Source organism: Pararhizobium sp. LjRoot235, from assembly GCF_964254145.1.
Classification (GTDB): Bacteria; Pseudomonadota; Alphaproteobacteria; order Rhizobiales; family Rhizobiaceae; genus Pararhizobium.
The window spans coordinates 3385947-3402162 of record NZ_CAXUSP020000001.1; the positions used below are offsets into that span (position 1 = coordinate 3385947).

At 61.6% G+C, this 16216-nt stretch carries 18 protein-coding genes and 2 tRNA genes; 11 read left to right on the plus strand and 9 right to left on the minus strand.

Annotation, left to right across the window (positions count from 1 at the left end):
- Positions 1–114: 114 nt before the first annotated feature.
- The gene (locus ACSQ2Z_RS16615; RefSeq protein ID WP_436082198.1) at positions 115–444 is read left to right on the plus strand and encodes a hypothetical protein; all 330 of its coding nucleotides are present in this window, start codon (positions 115–117) and stop codon (positions 442–444) included.
- A 322-nt stretch (positions 445–766) separates the two neighbouring features.
- Here ACSQ2Z_RS16615 and ACSQ2Z_RS16620 read toward each other — a convergent pair whose 3' ends face one another.
- Positions 767–1309: an HdeD family acid-resistance protein gene (locus ACSQ2Z_RS16620; RefSeq protein ID WP_436082199.1), complete on the minus strand. Its 543-nt coding sequence runs from the start codon at positions 1307–1309 to the stop codon at positions 767–769.
- Positions 1310–1452: 143 nt separating this feature from the next.
- Here ACSQ2Z_RS16620 and betI point away from each other — a divergent pair, with 143 nt between their 5' ends.
- From betI to betA, 4 genes are all read left to right on the plus strand, one after another.
- The gene (gene betI, locus ACSQ2Z_RS16625) at positions 1453–2055 is read left to right on the plus strand and encodes a transcriptional regulator BetI (RefSeq protein WP_436082200.1); all 603 of its coding nucleotides are present in this window, start codon (positions 1453–1455) and stop codon (positions 2053–2055) included.
- Entirely contained in the window at positions 2052–3590 is a 1539-nt protein-coding gene (gene betC, locus ACSQ2Z_RS16630) for a choline-sulfatase (RefSeq protein WP_436082201.1), read from the plus strand. Before betI ends, betC begins: the two co-directional genes overlap by 4 nt.
- Position 3591: 1 nt before the next feature.
- Positions 3592–5055, plus strand: a complete 1464-nt coding sequence (gene betB / locus ACSQ2Z_RS16635; protein WP_436082202.1) for a betaine-aldehyde dehydrogenase — start codon at positions 3592–3594, stop codon at positions 5053–5055.
- A gap of 255 nt (positions 5056–5310) precedes the next feature.
- Positions 5311–6963, plus strand: a complete 1653-nt coding sequence (gene betA, locus ACSQ2Z_RS16640) for a choline dehydrogenase (protein WP_436082203.1) — start codon at positions 5311–5313, stop codon at positions 6961–6963.
- A 7-nt stretch (positions 6964–6970) separates the two neighbouring features.
- Here the strand turns inward: betA and ACSQ2Z_RS16645 are convergent, their stop codons facing one another.
- From ACSQ2Z_RS16645 to ACSQ2Z_RS16660, 4 genes are all read right to left on the minus strand, one after another.
- On the minus strand, positions 6971–7270 hold the full coding sequence (locus ACSQ2Z_RS16645) for a type II toxin-antitoxin system RelE/ParE family toxin (RefSeq protein WP_436082204.1): 300 nt from the start codon (positions 7268–7270) through the stop codon (positions 6971–6973).
- Positions 7267–7539: a YlcI/YnfO family protein gene (locus tag ACSQ2Z_RS16650; RefSeq protein ID WP_436082205.1), complete on the minus strand. Its 273-nt coding sequence runs from the start codon at positions 7537–7539 to the stop codon at positions 7267–7269. The genes ACSQ2Z_RS16645 and ACSQ2Z_RS16650 overlap by 4 nt, the downstream gene beginning before the upstream one ends.
- 92 nt (positions 7540–7631) lie before the next feature.
- Positions 7632–8111, minus strand: a complete 480-nt coding sequence (locus ACSQ2Z_RS16655; protein WP_436082206.1) for a DUF2214 domain-containing protein — start codon at positions 8109–8111, stop codon at positions 7632–7634.
- The gene (locus ACSQ2Z_RS16660; protein ID WP_436083108.1) at positions 8111–8449 is read right to left on the minus strand and encodes a DUF6152 family protein; all 339 of its coding nucleotides are present in this window, start codon (positions 8447–8449) and stop codon (positions 8111–8113) included. The genes ACSQ2Z_RS16655 and ACSQ2Z_RS16660 overlap by 1 nt, the downstream gene beginning before the upstream one ends.
- A gap of 362 nt (positions 8450–8811) precedes the next feature.
- Here ACSQ2Z_RS16660 and ACSQ2Z_RS16665 point away from each other — a divergent pair, with 362 nt between their 5' ends.
- From ACSQ2Z_RS16665 to cysN, 3 genes are read left to right on the plus strand one after another with little or no spacing between them, the layout of a single operon-like run.
- Positions 8812–9588, plus strand: coding sequence for a phosphoadenylyl-sulfate reductase (locus ACSQ2Z_RS16665; RefSeq protein ID WP_436082207.1), 777 nt, complete (start codon positions 8812–8814; stop codon positions 9586–9588).
- A 49-nt stretch (positions 9589–9637) separates the two neighbouring features.
- Positions 9638–10591 carry a sulfate adenylyltransferase subunit CysD gene (cysD, locus tag ACSQ2Z_RS16670; RefSeq protein WP_436082208.1) on the plus strand — a complete coding sequence of 318 codons (954 nt, stop codon included), beginning with the start codon at positions 9638–9640 and terminating at the stop codon, positions 10589–10591.
- The gene (gene cysN, locus ACSQ2Z_RS16675; RefSeq protein ID WP_436082209.1) at positions 10591–12099 is read left to right on the plus strand and encodes a sulfate adenylyltransferase subunit CysN; all 1509 of its coding nucleotides are present in this window, start codon (positions 10591–10593) and stop codon (positions 12097–12099) included. The genes cysD and cysN overlap by 1 nt, the downstream gene beginning before the upstream one ends.
- 112 nt (positions 12100–12211) lie before the next feature.
- Here cysN and ACSQ2Z_RS16680 read toward each other — a convergent pair whose 3' ends face one another.
- The 3 genes from ACSQ2Z_RS16680 to ACSQ2Z_RS16690 all read right to left on the minus strand — a co-directional run bounded on the left by ACSQ2Z_RS16680 (position 12212) and on the right by ACSQ2Z_RS16690 (position 13759).
- Complete coding sequence (locus tag ACSQ2Z_RS16680; RefSeq protein WP_436082210.1) at positions 12212–12472, minus strand: hypothetical protein; 261 nt, start codon at positions 12470–12472, stop codon at positions 12212–12214.
- Positions 12473–12530: 58 nt separating this feature from the next.
- Positions 12531–13010, minus strand: a complete 480-nt coding sequence (locus ACSQ2Z_RS16685) for a DUF2938 domain-containing protein (protein ID WP_436082211.1) — start codon at positions 13008–13010, stop codon at positions 12531–12533.
- 672 nt (positions 13011–13682) lie between these two features.
- Positions 13683–13759 (minus strand) — tRNA-Pro (locus ACSQ2Z_RS16690).
- A gap of 582 nt (positions 13760–14341) precedes the next feature.
- Between ACSQ2Z_RS16690 and ACSQ2Z_RS16695 the strand changes: the two genes are divergently transcribed.
- The 3 genes from ACSQ2Z_RS16695 (at position 14342) to ACSQ2Z_RS16705 (ending at position 16051) form a co-directional block, all read left to right on the plus strand.
- A complete protein-coding gene (locus ACSQ2Z_RS16695) occupies positions 14342–14752 on the plus strand; it encodes a hypothetical protein (RefSeq protein ID WP_436082212.1) in 411 nt (136 codons plus the stop codon).
- A gap of 160 nt (positions 14753–14912) precedes the next feature.
- A complete protein-coding gene (locus ACSQ2Z_RS16700; protein WP_436082213.1) occupies positions 14913–15578 on the plus strand; it encodes a dihydrofolate reductase family protein in 666 nt (221 codons plus the stop codon).
- A 149-nt stretch (positions 15579–15727) separates the two neighbouring features.
- A complete protein-coding gene (locus ACSQ2Z_RS16705) occupies positions 15728–16051 on the plus strand; it encodes a sunset domain-containing protein (RefSeq protein ID WP_436082214.1) in 324 nt (107 codons plus the stop codon).
- 11 nt (positions 16052–16062) lie between these two features.
- On the opposite strand, the gene ACSQ2Z_RS16710 is transcribed toward ACSQ2Z_RS16705, so the two are convergent.
- A tRNA-Gln gene (locus ACSQ2Z_RS16710) sits at positions 16063–16136 on the minus strand.
- Between the last annotated feature and the right edge of the window lie 80 nt (positions 16137–16216).

Genomic DNA, 16216 nt, shown 5'->3' on the forward strand with positions numbered 1-16216 from the left:
GAGCTATGACTTGTAGGAACCACGAAATCAGATTCGTCCCGCGATGAAAGCGGAGGTTAACGCTTCTGGGCAATACTACGATTCCCGGGATTATCCGAGGCGGAGAACTGGAGAATGACGCTCAAGATGGAGGGGCAGCCCTTTCTCTTACAGTTTGCGGTGTGGGCTTGCGTCATCGTTTTCGTCGTAGGCTTCTTTACGGCTCTCTATGCCAACCTCCTCGTGATCAGCAGGACCGGGGTGTTAATCAATCGGGCAGAAGATCAAGGCCTTAATTGGGGTGAACGGCAGGGGCGCAAGTTCAGCCGCTTCAATAGGTTTTTTGTCGGCGACGAGTTTCGGTCGCTACGCAGATTGTCTTTCGGCGCATGGACGAGCGCGGCCGTATCCTTTGGCCTTCTCTTGTCGTTGGTGTTGTTGTTTGGAGAGCGGACGTCTCCTTAGGGTCGAAGAACGACTGATCGTATATGGTGGCGCAGCGTTCATTTCTATTGGATCAAGTATAATTCACTTATACACGAGTCTTTATTATAAAAATTCGGCATGCGCGATCGCATCTCTGATTACAGGAACCATCGGGCACACAATCTTCAATTACTATGCGAACAGATTTATTGTTGACCCAGGCTACATTGAGCTCGCCATAACCGCTTGGGTTATGTCATCCACGTTTGGGCTTGCACTGTTCATTGCGTTTAAACTGGAGAGGAAATTATTGACTACGTAGCCGCTGTTCAACGGCTTTTGATCAGCCTGCTTGGGGGCATCAGCCCTTGGCGAGAACGCCGAAGGCGATCAGCGCAAGGCCCTGCATCACCAGGTCGATGGCGAGGAACAGGCCGAGGATCCACAGGCTGTCGACCGGCCAACGGGCGGCGATGACGAGGCCCGCAAGTGCTGTGACCACGCCGCCAAGGGCAATCCAGCCCCAGCCTTTGAGAGGCCGCAGGTTGTAGGCGGACCAGATGCGGAAGGCACCGGCAATCATCAGCGCGACCGCCATCAGCAAGGTCAGGATAGCGGACGCCAGGAGTGGATTGAGAACGGCGAAAATGCCGGCTGCGGTGTAGCATGCGCCGCTCAGGCTCCAATACGCCAGCCGCTCCCATCCCCTGACGCGGGAGGCATGGGCAAGATGCAGCAGGCCGCCTGCCAGCATGACGATGCCGACGGTGTAGACGGAGGCGACGGTGGCAGCAAGCACGTTGCCGAAGGCGATCCCGCCGCCCATGATCATCAGCACGCCGAGCGCCACGAACCATCCCCATTTGTCGCTGGGTTTTCCGGCGGGATCGAATGCCTGGGTCATGACGCAACCTCCAATTCCCTATGGACAATCTTCGAGTGTGAATAGAAATTCACTCTACGATGAAATCAAAGGAAAGATTTGGAATATTTTTATTGATTGATGGATCAATCAAAAATACACTGCCTTCATTAGAGGGATCGAAAATGCCGAAAATCGGGATGGAACCGGTGCGCCGCAAGGCGCTGGTGGACGCCGCACTTCGCGTGATCGGCGATCAGGGCACGCTGTCGGTGACGATGTCCGACATTGCCCGCAACGCCGGGGTTTCGGCAGCACTTGCGCATCACTATTTCGGCAGCAAGGAGCAGCTGCTGATCGAAACCATCCGCTCGCTCTTAAGGCAGTTGCGCGACGATGCGGTGACGGCGCTCACGGCGGCCAAAACCGCTCGCGAACGGCTTTCGGCCATCGTGCGCGTCAGCTTCCAGGCCGACCAGTTCGCGCCGGAAACGATCGCCGCCTGGCTCGCCTTCTATTCCGAAGCCCAGTGCTCGGATGAAACCCGGCGTTTCCTTGTCATCTATGCCCGCCGGCTGCGCTCCAATCTCGTCGCCAACCTAAAAGCGCTTTGTGACGCGGATGATGCCGTGCGCGTCGCCGAGGGTACGGCAGCGATGATCGACGGGCTCTATATTCGCCGCGCGCTCGGTTCCTCGCCGGTGACGGCGGACGCCTCGATCGCGCTGACCGACGATTATATCACGCTCAACCTGAACGCACTTGCTTGGCAAGGATATGCTGCATGACTGCTCGCCGGCCGAACATCCTGATCATCATGGTCGACCAGCTGAACGGAAAGTTCTTTCCGGACGGCCCGGCGGAGTTCCTGGTAGCGCCGCATTTGAAGGCGCTCGCCGCCCGCTCGGCCCGTTTTCGCAACAACTACACTTCCTCACCGCTCTGCGCCCCCGCCCGTGCCTCCTTCATGGCCGGGCAATTGCCGAGCCGCACGCAGGTCTATGACAACGCGGCCGAATACGCCTCCTCGATCCCGACCTTTGCGCATCACCTGCGCCGCGCCGGCTATTACACGGCGCTGTCCGGCAAGATGCATTTCGTTGGCCCGGACCAGCTGCACGGCTTCGAGGAACGGCTGACGACCGACATTTACCCGGCCGATTTCGGCTGGACGCCGGATTATCGCAAGCCGGGCGAGCGGATCGACTGGTGGTATCACAATCTCGGCTCCGTCACCGGCGCCGGCGTCGCCGAAATCACCAACCAGATGGAGTATGACGACGAGGTCGCCTTCCTCGCCAACCAGAAGCTCTATCAGCTTTCGCGCGAACAGGACGATGCGAACCGGCGCCCCTGGGCGGTGACCGTTTCGTTCACCCATCCGCACGACCCCTATGTGGCGCGCCGCAAATTCTGGGATCTCCACGAGAGCTGCGAGTACCTCACGCCCGAGCTTGGCGCGATTTCCTTTGCCGAACAGGATCCGCATTCGCAGCGCCTGATGCTCGCCTGCGACTACGAGAGCTTCGCCCTGACGGAGGAAAACATCCGCCTTTCGCGCCAGGCCTATTTCGCCAATTTATCCTATCTCGACGAGAAGGTCGGCGAACTGGTCGACACGCTGACCCGGACGCGGATGCTGGATGACACGCTGATCCTGTTCTGCTCGGACCATGGCGACATGCTCGGCGAACGCGGCTTGTGGTTCAAGATGAATTTCTTCGAAGGCTCGGCTCGCGTGCCGTTGATGATCGCCGGCCCCGGCATTACCCCCGGCCTGCATCTGGCACCGGTCTCCAATCTCGATGTCACCCCGACGCTCTGTGACCTCGCCGGCATTTCGATGGACGAGATCATGCCCTGGACGGACGGCGAGAGCCTCGTGCCCGTTATCAACGGCGCCGAGCGCACCGCGCCGGTCCTGATGGAATATGCCGCGGAAGGCTCCTATGCGCCGCTCGTCTCAATCCGCGAGGGTAAATGGAAATATGTCCATTGCACGCTCGATCCGGACCAGCTTTTCGACCTCGATGCCGATCCGCTGGAACTCACCAATCTCGCCAGGGATCCCATCGATCCGGTGGTCAAGACGACGCTCGACGCCTTCCGGCAGATGCGCGAGGCGCGCTGGGACATGGACGCCTTCGATGCGGCCGTCCGCGAAAGCCAGGCGCGGCGCTGGGTGGTTTATGAGGCTTTGCGCAACGGCGCTTACTATCCGTGGGACCACCAGCCACTGCAAAAGGCGTCCGAACGCTACATGCGCAACCACATGAATCTCGATAATCTCGAAGAATCCAAACGCTTTCCGCGAGGGGAATAAGATGAAAGCCCAACCGCCAGCCTCCCACTTCATCGACGGCGAATATGTCGAGGACACCGCGGGCACGCCATTCGACAGCATCTATCCGGCGACCGGCGAAGTCATCGCCCGCCTGCATGCGGCAACGCCCGCCATCGTCGAAAAGGCAATTGCTGCGGCCAAGCGCGCCCAGGGCGAATGGGCGGCAATGAGCCCGACAGCGCGCGGCCGCATCCTCACGCGCGCGGCCGGGATCATGCGCGAGCGCAACCGCGAACTCTCGGAGCTCGAGACGCTCGACACCGGCAAACCGATCCAGGAAACCATCGTCGCCGATCCGACCTCCGGCGCCGACGCCTTCGAATTCTTCGGTGGCGTCGCGGCGGCGGCGCTGAACGGCGACTATATTCCGCTTGGAGGCGATTTTGCCTTCACCAAGCGCGTGCCGCTCGGCGTTTGCGTCGGCATCGGCGCCTGGAACTATCCGCAGCAGATCGCCTGTTGGAAGGGTGCGCCGGCGCTCGTTGCCGGCAACGCCATGGTGTTCAAGCCGTCAGAAAATACCCCGCTCGGCGCGTTGAAGATCGCCGAGATCCTGTTTGAGGCCGGCCTGCCGAAGGGTCTCTACAACGTCATACAGGGCGACCGGACGACGGGGCCGCTGCTCGTCAACCACAAAGACGTTGCCAAGGTGTCGCTGACGGGCTCGGTCGAGACGGGCCGCAAGGTGGCGGGTGCTGCTGCCGCGCAATTGAAGCACGTCACCATGGAACTCGGCGGCAAGTCGCCGCTGATCATTTTCGAGGATGCCGATCTCGAAAGCGCGATCGGCGGAGCGATGCTCGGCAATTTCTACTCGACCGGCCAGGTCTGCTCCAACGGCACCCGCGTCTTCGTGCAGAAGGGCATCAAGGACAAGTTCCTGTCGCGCCTCAAGGAACGCACCGAGAAGATCATCATCGGCGATCCGATGGACGAGGCGACGCAGCTCGGTCCGATGGTGTCGCGCGCCCAGCTCGACAAGGTCTTTTCCTATGTCGAGAAGGGCAAGGCGGAGGGTGCGACGCTGGTGACCGGCGGCGGCATTCCGAATTCGGTCTCGGCGCAAGGCACCTATATCCAGCCGACGGTGTTTGCCGACGTCACCGACGAGATGACCATTGCCCGCGAGGAAATCTTCGGTCCGGTGATGTGCGTGCTCGACTTCGAACGTGAGGACGAGGTGATCGCCCGCGCCAACGGCACCGAGTTCGGCCTTTCGGCCGGCGTGTTCACGAGCGACCTCACCCGCGCGCACCGCGTCGTCGATCAGCTGGAAGCTGGCACGCTGTGGATCAACACCTATAATCTGGCACCGGTCGAAATGCCGTTCGGCGGCTCGAAGCAATCCGGTTTCGGGCGGGAGAACTCGCTGGCGGCGCTGAACCACTATACCGAGCTGAAGAGTGTTTATGTGGCGATGGGCAAGGTCGAGTCGCCGTATTGACCTTTACCTCTCCCTTGAGTGGAAGTCGCAGCGAAGCTGCGGGTGGGGGTGATCCACTATTTTGCTCAGAGCATCACCCCACCCCGGACCTGCGGTCCGACCGGTAGGGTGAACAAGGCCCCTCATCCGGCCTGTCGGCCACCTTCTCCCCGTAAACGGAGAGAAGGGACATGCCGCAACCTCGGTCGTCCCCTCTCCCCGCTTGCGGGGAGAGGGCTAGGGTGAGGGGCAATCTTTTTGAACTGGGAACACGTCATGCAACAGGCAGACTACATCATCATCGGCTCGGGCTCCGCCGGCTCCGCCCTCGCCTACCGCCTCTCCGAGGATGGGAGGAACACTGTCATGGTGCTGGAATATGGCGGCTCGGATTTCGGGCCGTTCATCCAGATGCCGGCGGCCCTCGCCTGGCCGATGAGCATGAAGCGCTACAACTGGGGCTATCTCTCCGAGCCTGAGCCGAACCTCAACAACCGGCGCATCACCGCCCCCCGCGGCAAGGTGATCGGCGGCTCGTCCTCGATCAACGGGCTGGTCTATGTGCGCGGCCATGCGGAAGACTACAACCGCTGGGAGGAGCTTGGCGCGCAGGGCTGGGCCTATGCCGACGTGCTGCCCTATTTCAAGCGGCAGGAGACCTCCCAGGGCGGTGAGGCTGGCTGGCGCGGCACCGACGGCCCGCTGCATGTCAAGCGCGGGCCGGTAAAGAACCCGCTGTTTCACGCCTTCATCGAGGCCGGCAAGCAGGCTGGCTTCGAGCTGACGGACGACTATAACGGTTCCAAGCAGGAAGGCTTCGGTCATATGGAGCAGACCGTCTGGCAGGGGCGCCGCTGGTCGGCTGCCAACGCCTATCTGAAACCGGCGATGAAGCGGCCGAACGTTGAGCTCGTCCGCTGCTTCGCCCGCAAGATCGTCATCGAAAACGGCCGCGCCACCGGCGTCGAGATCGAGCGGGCTGGCCGGATCGAAGTGATGAAGGCCAACCGCGAGGTGATCGTCTCAGCCTCCTCCTTCAACTCGCCGAAGCTGCTGATGCTCTCCGGCATCGGTCCTGCCCAGCATCTGCGGGACATGGGCATCGAGGTGAAGGTCGACCGGCCGGGCGTCGGCGCCAACCTGCAGGACCACATGGAGTTCTATTTCCAGCAGGTCTCGACCAAGCCGGTCTCGCTCTATTCCTGGCTGCCCTGGTTCTGGCAGGGCGTTGCGGGCGCGCAGTGGCTGCTCCTCAAGCAGGGTCTCGGCATCTCCAACCAGTTCGAGGCCTGTGCCTTCCTGCGCTCGGCGCCCGGCGTCAAGCAGCCGGATATCCAGTATCACTTCCTGCCCGTTGCCATCAGCTATGACGGCAAGGCGGCCGCCAACACGCACGGCTTCCAGGCGCATGTCGGCTACAACCTGTCGAAATCGCGCGGCAATGTCACCCTGCGCTCCTCCGATCCGATGGCCGATCCGGTCATCCGCTTCAACTATATGAGCCATCCGGAAGACTGGGAGAAATTCCGCCATTGCGTGCGGCTTACCCGCGAGATCTTTGGTCAGAAGGCTTTCGACCACTATCGCGGGCCGGAGATCCAGCCGGGCGAAGCGATCCAGAGCGACGAGCAGATCGACGACTTCCTGCGTGAGCATCTGGAAAGCGCCTACCACCCCTGCGGCACCTGCAAGATGGGCTCGCGCAACGATCCGATGGCCGTGGTCGACCCGGAAACCCGCGTCATCGGCGTCGATGGTCTGCGCGTCGCCGACAGTTCGATCTTCCCGCACGTCACCTACGGCAACCTCAACGCGCCCTCGATCATGACCGGTGAGAAAGCCGCCGACCACATTCTCGGCAAGGGCATGCTGGCGCGTTCGAACCAGGAACCGTGGGTCAATCCGCGCTGGGCGGTGAGCGACCGGTAGCGGCGGCTCAGTGGTAATCATCCTCGCGCTGGTGACGGACGGCGAGGATGGTCACAGTGTCGCTCTCGTCTATTTCGAAGAGAGCGACATACCCCGATGATCCGAATGGAATCAGTAATTCCCGCAGAAAAGAATTGTCCGGGTCCGGCTTGCGAGCAGAAAACGGAAAATCAGCAAGCGCTGCAACCGCCTTGCGAATTGCCAAGGTGGCGCGCTCGGCAAGTGCTATGTCTAAAGGCAGAAGATAGTCATAGTGTCGATCAAGGTCATCCAACGCTTCCCGGGTGAACTGCAGGCGAAAGCTCATTTGTCAGGTTTCGCCTTGGCCGCAGCAATCTTAGCTTCCAGATGAGCCAAGACATCTTCAGAACTGTAGTACACTCCCGTGCGCTTCGCCTCCTCGCGCGCCCTCAGACCCCGCGCAATAAACTCCGCCTGTGTCCTGCGATAGTGAATCTGCGACCGCAGCGAGTTTTCGACGAAGGCGGAGAGCGTCTCTCCCTCTTTCAGCACGCTTTCGGCGGCGGCGCGCAATTCCGGATCGACACGCAACGAGGGAATGGTGGCAGTTTTCATGGGATGCTCCATGCGTTGCAATTGCGATGCATGATAGCCCGGGAATGAAAGACATTCAACCGACGAAAGTTAATATGACGTGCGGGCATTGCTCACAAGAAGCCGATCCAGCGGCCAGCAAGCAGCGCGGCGAGCCAGAGGGAAAAGGACAGGAAGGCACAGAGCCGGACGACACCGCCTACGGGTGCGCCGGATGCGACGGCATGCCACGCACCGCTCATATGCAGGAAGCCGAAATTGGCGATGGCGGCGGCGAGCAGCATGATCTTGATGAGAAAGGCCTGATTGGCGATGTAGGCGACCGGGCGCACGGTAAAGAGCCAAAAACCGGAAAGAACGGCAAGCATGACGCCGCAGGCCGCCGCACGCGACAGGAAAGGTCCGACCGCTGCGACGGGCGGCGAGCGCACGAGGCCCATCAGCCGCAGGTCAAGCGGTAAGATAGCGCCGAGGATCAGCCCGATGCCGAGGATATGCGCGGCATTCACAAACAGATAGGCGACACTGGAGCGGCGCAGGAACACCGCGCCCGGCCACCCCGCCAGCCATTGCAGCAGATCCGGCCCGCTCATCAATTCGTCCGTATCCGCTCCGGATAGATGTCATAGACCTTGCCCGACACCGTGATCCGCACCGCTTTCATTCTCTTTTCCTTGGGATCGAGCGAGCGATTGCCCAGGGCGACGATCGGGTCGCCTATCTTGGCTATCCCCTCGACGAAGCCCGATTGTTCGGTCCGCCCCGGGTTGCCCAGTTCGACCAGCCAGACGCCGTCCGTTTCCGTGGCGACATGCAGCGTCGGATGCGGCGGCGCCATCGAGATTTCGCGGATCGTGCCTTTGAGCTCGATCTGGTCGGCCTCCGCCCAGGACCAGCCGTGATGGGCATAGGCGCTGGCGGCAAACATCATCGCGATCAGGCCGCCCGCAAAAACGCGCGCGAGAAATGTTCCATCCATCTCATGTCTCCTCCTTGCGACAGGCGATTGCGGCAAAACTGGCGCTGGCGATGAAAAGGGAAAGGGAAAGGGAAGATCACCGATTTTTGAATGGAAGATGCCGCGACCGAGCATGGCCGCCGCGCACGCCTTCGACGCATCCATCTCCGGTCGGGCCGCGATGCGAGAATAATCTATTAAATTACTAGGTTTTCTTAGAATTTTCCGCTTCGGAGAGATATTTGCTCTGATCCGCCGCGTTTAGAAATCCGTTTTTCTGTCTTTTGTCATAGAGGGCTGCGATATTCCGGACAACAAAACCAGGATTTCCTCCCATGACATCCGCGTCACTCGAAAATCGCGCCTCAGCGCTCAACAAGCAGCTCGAAAGCCTCGACCTTGCCGGCCGGCTGGCTCTGGTCGCCGGCCTCGAGGGCAAAGCGGTCTTCACCACCAGCCTCGGTATCGAGGATCAGGTGATCACCGCCGCGATCGGCACGAGCAAGCTCGGCATCGAGGTCTCGACGCTCGAGACCGGTCGTCTCTTCAGCGAGACCGTCGCGTTGATCGACGAGACCGAAGAAACCTACGGCCTGCTGATCAAGCGCTTCTACCCCGAGCAGGACGACATCGACGCCTTTGCCGCCAAATACGGCATGAACGGCTTCTACGACAGCGTTGAAGCCAGGCACGCCTGTTGTGGCGCGCGCAAGGTGAAGCCTCTTGCGCGCGCACTCGAAGGGACAGCCTTCTGGATCACCGGCCTGCGTCGCGGCCAGTCGGGCAATCGCGCCGATACGCCGTTTGCCGAAGCCGACCCCGACCGTGGCCTGATCAAGATCAACCCGCTGGCCGACTGGGATATCGAGACGATCCGCGCCCACGTGGCGCGGCAAGCGATCCCGGTCAATCCGCTGCATGCCCGCGGTTATCCCTCGATCGGCTGCGAACCCTGCACCCGTGCCATCAAGCCGGGCGAGCCCGAGCGGGCCGGCCGCTGGTGGTGGGAAAACGACGAGAAGCGCGAATGCGGCCTGCACGTAGCGGAGACCGCCGCCTCGGCCATTCCGCAATCGACACCTCTTGCAAGCAGCCCCCTTACCGGCAATTAGGGCGCGATAACCCGCGCGGCTTGCCTCACAGATACCCCGGAGACTTGAAATGCCTCATACCCTTCCGGAAACGGAACTCCACAATCCGCAGTCGGCCAAGACGCCGCTCGATCCGCATCTGAAGGCGCTCGAGAACGAAGCGATCCACATCTTCCGCGAAGTCGCCGCCGAGTTCGACAAGCCGGTGATGCTCTATTCGGTCGGCAAGGATAGTTCCGTGCTGCTGCACCTGGCGCGCAAGGCCTTCTATCCCGGCCGCGTGCCCTTCCCGCTCCTGCATGTCAACACGGGCTGGAAATTCGCCGAGATGATCGCGTTTCGCGACGAGACCGTGAAGAAGTACGATCTCGACTTCATCGAGCATATCAATCCGCGCGGTGCGGCTGAAAACGTCACCCCGTTCACGCATGGTTCGGCGCTGTTCACCGACATCATGAAGACGGAAGGGCTGCGCCAGGCGCTCGACGCCGGCGGCTTCGATGCCGCTTTCGGCGGCGCCCGTCGCGATGAAGAGGCAAGCCGCGCCAAGGAACGCATCTACTCGTTCCGCACACCGGAGCATCGCTGGGACCCGCGTAACCAGCGTCCGGAACTCTGGAACGTCTACAACGGCATGATCCGCAAGGGCGAAAGCGTTCGCGCCTTCCCGCTGTCGAACTGGACGGAAGTCGATATCTGGCGCTACATCCAGGTGGAAGAAATTCCGCTGGTGCCGCTCTACTATGCCAAGAACCGGCCCTACGTCGAACGCGACGGCATGATGATCCTGGCCGAAGACCCGCGTCTGGAGCTCCTGCCCGGCGAAATGCGCAAGGAAGGCTCCATCCGATTCCGCACCCTCGGCGACTTTCCGCTGACGGGCGCGATCCCATCTAAGGCCATAAACCTTGAAGAGGTCATTGCCGAACTGGAAATCGCCACGGTTTCCGAACGGCAGGGCCGCGCCATCGACCGCGACCAGTCCGGTTCGATGGAAAAGAAGAAGCGCGAAGGATATTTCTGATGACCGTTTCCGCAATCGCACAGGCCGCACTCGCCGAGGCAGGCATCGGCACCGTGACCGCCTTCCCGGCGATCGAGCCCGCGCGCCTGCCGCGCGACACGCGTCCGCTGCGCCTCATCACCTGCGGCAGCGTCGACGACGGCAAGTCCACGCTGATCGGCCGCCTGCTTTGGGACACCAAGGCTGTCAAGGAAGACCAGGCAGCGACCCTGCGCCGTGACTCAGGCAAGCAGAACGATCTCGGCCTGCCCGATTTCGCGCTCTTGCTCGATGGTCTCCAGGCCGAGCGCGAACAGGGCATCACCATCGATGTCGCCTATCGCTATTTCGCCACCGACAAGCGCTCCTTCATCGTTGCCGACACCCCCGGCCACGAGCAGTATACCCGCAACATGGCAACCGGCGCCTCGACAGCCGATCTCGCCGTGCTGCTCGTCGATGCCCGCACGGGCCTGCTCGAACAGACCCGCCGGCACGCGACGATCGCGACGCTGATGGGCATCAAGCAGTTCGTGCTCGCCGTCAACAAGATCGACCTCACCGGTTACGACCGCGCCCGCTTCGACCAGATTTCGCATGAATTCAAGGAACTGGCCCTGTCTCTCGGCGTTCGCCAGATCACCGCCATCCCGGTTTCGGCGCTGAAGGGCGAGAACGTCGTTTACGACGGCAAGGCCTCCATGCCCTGGTATGACGGCCCGACGCTTGTCGAGGTCCTGGAACTCGCAACCGTGCGCTCCGCCCAGACGGTCGGCTTCCGCCTGCCGGTGCAGCGCGTCTCGCGCCCCGGCGAAAGTTTTCGCGGCTATCAGGGCACCGTTGCCGGCGGTTCGGTGAAGCCCGGCGACAGTGTCGTCATCCTGCCTTCGGGCATGGTTGCCAACGTGACCAAGATCGTCACCTTCGACCTGGTGCGCAACGCCGCCGTCGCGGGCGACGCTATCACGCTCGTTCTCGACCGTCAGGTCGACGTCTCGCGCGGCGACATGATCGTTTCGCTCGAAAGCCAGCCGCAGACGGGCCTTGCCTTCGATGCGCAGCTCGTTGCCCTGCAGCCGGATGGCATCCAGCCCGGCAAGCGCTACTGGCTGAAGAGCGGCTCGCGCCGCCAGCGCGTCACCGTGCAGCCGTCCAGCCTGCTGGACCTGAAGAGCGGCAAGTGGAACCACTACGCCGATGCGCTCGCCATGAACGCCATCGGCAAGGTGCACCTCTCCTTCGACGAGCAGGCGGTGTTCGACAGTTATGAGCAGAACCGCACTACCGGCGCTTTCATCCTGATCGACCCCGACACCAACAACACGGTGGCCGGCGGCATGATCACGGCCAAGCGCTCCTCGCTCGGTGGCATCCACACCGAGGAGCGCCGCGTCATCCTCTCGCTGCCGGCCGATCTCGCCGATCAGTTGATGGCGACCGAACTCTTCGCCAACCGCCGCGAGGAAGCCGAAATCCGCCGCGTTTCCGCCGGAAAGGCAAGCGAAGTGTTCGACGACATCGACGGCTGATCGCAGCGTTTCCGATACGCCTATGAAAAGGGCCAGTCGTTCTGACTGGCCCTTTTTCGTTTCCTGCGCAACCGTTTGCTGCACAAGCCGCCGCCGAAAGGGGCAAGCCTTTTCATTCAGCTTTGAAATCCGGCCGATGCGCCTCGACAATCGCCTTCAGCTTCTCGATATCGGCGGCTTTCAACGCGTCCGGCTCCATGTCGCGCACCGGCTTGAACCAGGCCGCAGCCTCGCGCATCGGGGCGGCATAGGGCGGCGGGTATTCGCCAAGGCCAAGGGCCCATTCGCGCACGGTTTCGCGCTCCATGCGGCCGGCATGGTAGCGGTCGTGGATGCTTTTGGCGGAGGCGATCAGGTCGTCTATCTTTTTCAATGCATGTCCTCGAACGGCGGTGCACGAAGCCATAGCATCTCGGCCGTGAGAAATCTTCCTAACGGATGAGAAGCGCCGTCCCGAACATGCCCGCCGCAAAAATCGTGTGGCTGACAAGATTGAGCACGCGCACCCGGTTGGCATTCGGAAGTTTCGAAGCCGCCCAGCCGAGCCCGAGACCGGGCTGCAGCAGGAACCAGCCCGCGCCCACCGTGGCGATGCCGAGGATCCAGGCCGGCAGAAATGCCGGCGCAGCAAGCCAGGATGGGCCTGTGAAGACGATCAGAAGGATGCCGTAGAGGATGCCGACAGCATAGTGGCTGATCCAGCCCAGTGCCAGTTCATGCTCATAGGGTGGGGCCTTGCCGATATCCTCGTGGAAGATCTTTCCGGAGCGGAGATGCCAGAACCACCGTCCGACCGGCGCCCAGTTCGGCCATCGCTGACCGGGCAGGACGGACAACAGGATGGCCCAGAGATCCATGAGAACCGTGCCTCCAAGACCGATGGCCACGCTACGCAATAGGATATCGAACATGTGCAACCCGGCTCCTGGTCAGTGCGCCGGGCACGCGAGCCACCTGTCTGAAGGTGCTACGTGAGCCGCGCGAAAATGAAGGTGCGCATCTGCGGGCAGGCCTGAACTGCAGCTGCAAAGCCGTTGTAGTTCATCTCTGGTTTTTCGGTCAAGAAAGACGACGTCGGCAAGTAATGCCGGCACCGATGGTCCTGTATATCGGAAAAACAGGTGCGCACGGCATGCCACCGCATGGGGTTCATGCAGAGCTACGGGGATCGAGGGCTTCGCGCCGGGCACGGTTGACACTGTAGAGACTTTTGCCGGGCAAAGACGCTGCTGCCGTGGCGGGACGGTTGCGCCGTCAACGAGAGACATGCGGAATAAGGACGGTCACGTTCTTTCGTGACAGCGGGAGAGACGTCAATCTGCCCACCCGGCCCTATTCTAAATTTAATAGCGGCCGCGTCCGGCCCTTGCAGGCGAGAGCCTTTTGGCAGATTTTCATCCCAATTGATACTGCTCGCCCACTTGATACTGCTCGATTGTTCGGGCTGCCGGGATTGCGCACAATAATCCGGCGTTCCGGCAGTATGCCGCGCGCCTGCTGAAACCGCACGGCTTGCAAACGTCCAGTCGCCAATCCGGCGATGGATTTTCGAGATCATTCAAGGATTTCCGGGAATTTCAAGCTGGTCGGAGTGAGAGGATTCGAACCTCCGACCCCGTCGTCCCGAACGACGTGCGCTACCAGGCTGCGCTACACTCCGTGACCAGCGGCGCCTCTATAGAACAGCATTTTCGTTTGGACAAGCGGCAAAATCGAAAAAACGCAAAGTTGGCTAAAAACAATGCGGTAAGGCCGGCCTTGGCTGTGACCAACTCCGGCGCGCCAAAGGACACGATAGCATCGGAAATACCCCCTCTGTCACTTCGTGACATCTCCCCCTCAAGGGGGGAGATCGGGAGCTGGAGGCCCGCCCGGCGCCAATCTCCCCCCTTGAAGATGCCCGGCAGGGCAGAGGGGGGTGAGATGGCCACTGTCGTGTACTGTGCCGGCACGCCATCCCCCGAGCTGGCCCTCCCCCTCCCTCACCCTAGCCCCTTTTTCTTAAACAAGGAGGGCAGGATGACGCCAACAGGAATATCGCCGCCCGTGGTGAAACGCCTGCTCGCTGGGGCGTTTCGGCAACGCTTGCGAATTTATGCGCGGACCTGCGCCTATAAGTCATTCTGGCGATTTTCTTTCATAAGCTTTGGCGCTAGAGGCAAGGTCGAAAGCCTTGGCTGCTCGCATGTTGCGCCGCCTTGGCCGCGCCCATTTCAGAACGAACGCCAAAGGGACTTGAGACATGAATTTCCGCTTGATGACCGTCGCCGGCCTTGTGCTGGCGCTTGCCGGCTGCACGACCACGGGGCCGGCTCGCAATGCCGTCGAATCGCGCTGGAACGGCCAGCCGGCCGGCACCTTCTTCGCCCAGTTCGGCCCGCCGCAGTCCGACGCCGAGAGCGGCGACATGACGGTCTATTCCTGGAAGGGCGGCTACAAGAAGCGCACCGTTCCGGCGCAGTATGCCGAGGCCAAGGACGGCAAGAAGGGCAAGAAGATCGCCTCTGCCCGCACCGAGTTCCTCAGCTGTTCCGTCCAGCTGACGGTCTCCTCCGACTATGTCATCCGCTCGATGCATGTGCTCGGCGACCGCAAGACCTCGACCGGCCCGAGCTGGTGCGACGAGTTCCTGGCTGGCGACAAGGCGAAGTAGCGCCACCTCGCACAAACAGGGTGATACGATGCGCCCGCCGGCCCTCCTCCCGGCGGGTTCGTTTTTGTCCGGCATTTTCATCCGGCATGCCGCGATTGCCCTTGACCGGGCGGATATCCGGCCCACCTCTCCGCTCAAGGAGTAATCCAAGGAGAGGAAGATGAGAAAGGTTGTTGCTGCAACATTCCTGAGCATCGACGGCGTCATGCAGGCCCCCGGCGGGCCGCAGGAGGACCCGACCGGTGGTTTTACCCATGGCGGCTGGACCGTCCCCTACTGGGACGCAGTAACGCGCGAGGCGATAGCCGAGACCTTCTCCGAGCCCTTCGACCTTCTGCTCGGCCGCAAGACCTACGAAATCTTCGCCGCGTACTGGCCCTATGTCGATAAAGACGACGCGATCGGCTCGTTGTTCAACCCGGCGACCAAATATGTCGCCAGCCGATCGAGGCAGCCGCTTGCCTGGCAGAATTCCGTCGCGATCAAGGGTGATGTCACCGCCGAGGTGAAGAAACTGAAGCACGGCGACGGACCGGTCCTCCTGCTGCAGGGATCGAGCGACCTCATCCAGACCCTGCTTGCCGCCGACCTGATCGACGAATTCAGGCTGCTGATCTTCCCGCTCGTGCTCGGCCGCGGCAAGCGCCTGTTCGGCAACGGCGCCATGCCGGTTGCGCTGAAACTGACGGGCTCGAAGGTGGCGACCACCGGCGTGACGATCAACACCTACGTGCGTAACGGCGAGATCAAGACGGGGTCGTTTGCGCAGGAGGAACCCTCGGCGGCGGAAATCGAGCGGCGGGCGAAGATGGCGCGGGAGGGGTGAAAGATAGTGGATCAAGTGGATCAAGGCAGGTCGCCCCCATCCATGGACCGTTCGGAGTATCGCCGGCCCTGTTGCCTTCACCAATAGTAGAGATTTAACTAATATAAGCCTTCGGTTACTATTTGGCGCAGACCTTTGGGGGAAGGATCATGCGTCATCACCAGTTCGATCGAAAGCCGCAGCGCCGCTCCCTGCTCGCGTCCATGGCAGCCGCGCCGGGGATCGCGCTCAGCCTTGTCGCATTCGGGGCGGCCGGCATCATGAGCGCCGACGATCTGCTTTTGTCCCTCAGCGGTACTGCGAAGGACTGCAATATCAAGGGCAATATCAGCATCGAGACCGGGGAACGGATTTTCCATGTTCCCGGACAGGAATACTACGCCGCGACGAAGATCAGCCCGCAATATGGCGAGCGGTGGTTCTGTTCGGAGGCCGAGGCCTGGGCGGCGGGTTGGCGCAAGGCGCGGAATTGAGAGACATCGAATGGCTGGGGCGCCTGGATTCGAACCAGGGATGGCGGTACCAAAAACCACTGCCTTACCGCTTGGCTACGCCCCAACGCTTGGCGCTCGGCAAATCGCCCGGCCAAATCGAGAGCCGGTTTAGCAAAGCCGCACGCAGGCGACAACGGCTAAGTT

Coding starts and splice junctions, on each gene's coding strand:
- ACSQ2Z_RS16615 (WP_436082198.1), top strand. CDS start 115: ATGACGCTCAAGATGGAGGGGCAGCCCTTTCTCTTACAGTTTGCGGTG.
- ACSQ2Z_RS16620 (WP_436082199.1), bottom strand. CDS start 1,309: ATGACCCAGGCATTCGATCCCGCCGGAAAACCCAGCGACAAATGGGGA.
- betI (WP_436082200.1), top strand. CDS start 1,453: ATGCCGAAAATCGGGATGGAACCGGTGCGCCGCAAGGCGCTGGTGGAC.
- betC (WP_436082201.1), top strand. CDS start 2,052: ATGACTGCTCGCCGGCCGAACATCCTGATCATCATGGTCGACCAGCTG.
- betB (WP_436082202.1), top strand. CDS start 3,592: ATGAAAGCCCAACCGCCAGCCTCCCACTTCATCGACGGCGAATATGTC.
- betA (WP_436082203.1), top strand. CDS start 5,311: ATGCAACAGGCAGACTACATCATCATCGGCTCGGGCTCCGCCGGCTCC.
- ACSQ2Z_RS16645 (WP_436082204.1), bottom strand. CDS start 7,270: ATGAGCTTTCGCCTGCAGTTCACCCGGGAAGCGTTGGATGACCTTGAT.
- ACSQ2Z_RS16650 (WP_436082205.1), bottom strand. CDS start 7,539: ATGAAAACTGCCACCATTCCCTCGTTGCGTGTCGATCCGGAATTGCGC.
- ACSQ2Z_RS16655 (WP_436082206.1), bottom strand. CDS start 8,111: ATGAGCGGGCCGGATCTGCTGCAATGGCTGGCGGGGTGGCCGGGCGCG.
- ACSQ2Z_RS16660 (WP_436083108.1), bottom strand. CDS start 8,449: ATGATGTTTGCCGCCAGCGCCTATGCCCATCACGGCTGGTCCTGGGCG.
- ACSQ2Z_RS16665 (WP_436082207.1), top strand. CDS start 8,812: ATGACATCCGCGTCACTCGAAAATCGCGCCTCAGCGCTCAACAAGCAG.
- cysD (WP_436082208.1), top strand. CDS start 9,638: ATGCCTCATACCCTTCCGGAAACGGAACTCCACAATCCGCAGTCGGCC.
- cysN (WP_436082209.1), top strand. CDS start 10,591: ATGACCGTTTCCGCAATCGCACAGGCCGCACTCGCCGAGGCAGGCATC.
- ACSQ2Z_RS16685 (WP_436082211.1), bottom strand. CDS start 13,010: ATGTTCGATATCCTATTGCGTAGCGTGGCCATCGGTCTTGGAGGCACG.
- ACSQ2Z_RS16695 (WP_436082212.1), top strand. CDS start 14,342: ATGAATTTCCGCTTGATGACCGTCGCCGGCCTTGTGCTGGCGCTTGCC.
- ACSQ2Z_RS16700 (WP_436082213.1), top strand. CDS start 14,913: ATGAGAAAGGTTGTTGCTGCAACATTCCTGAGCATCGACGGCGTCATG.
- ACSQ2Z_RS16705 (WP_436082214.1), top strand. CDS start 15,728: ATGCGTCATCACCAGTTCGATCGAAAGCCGCAGCGCCGCTCCCTGCTC.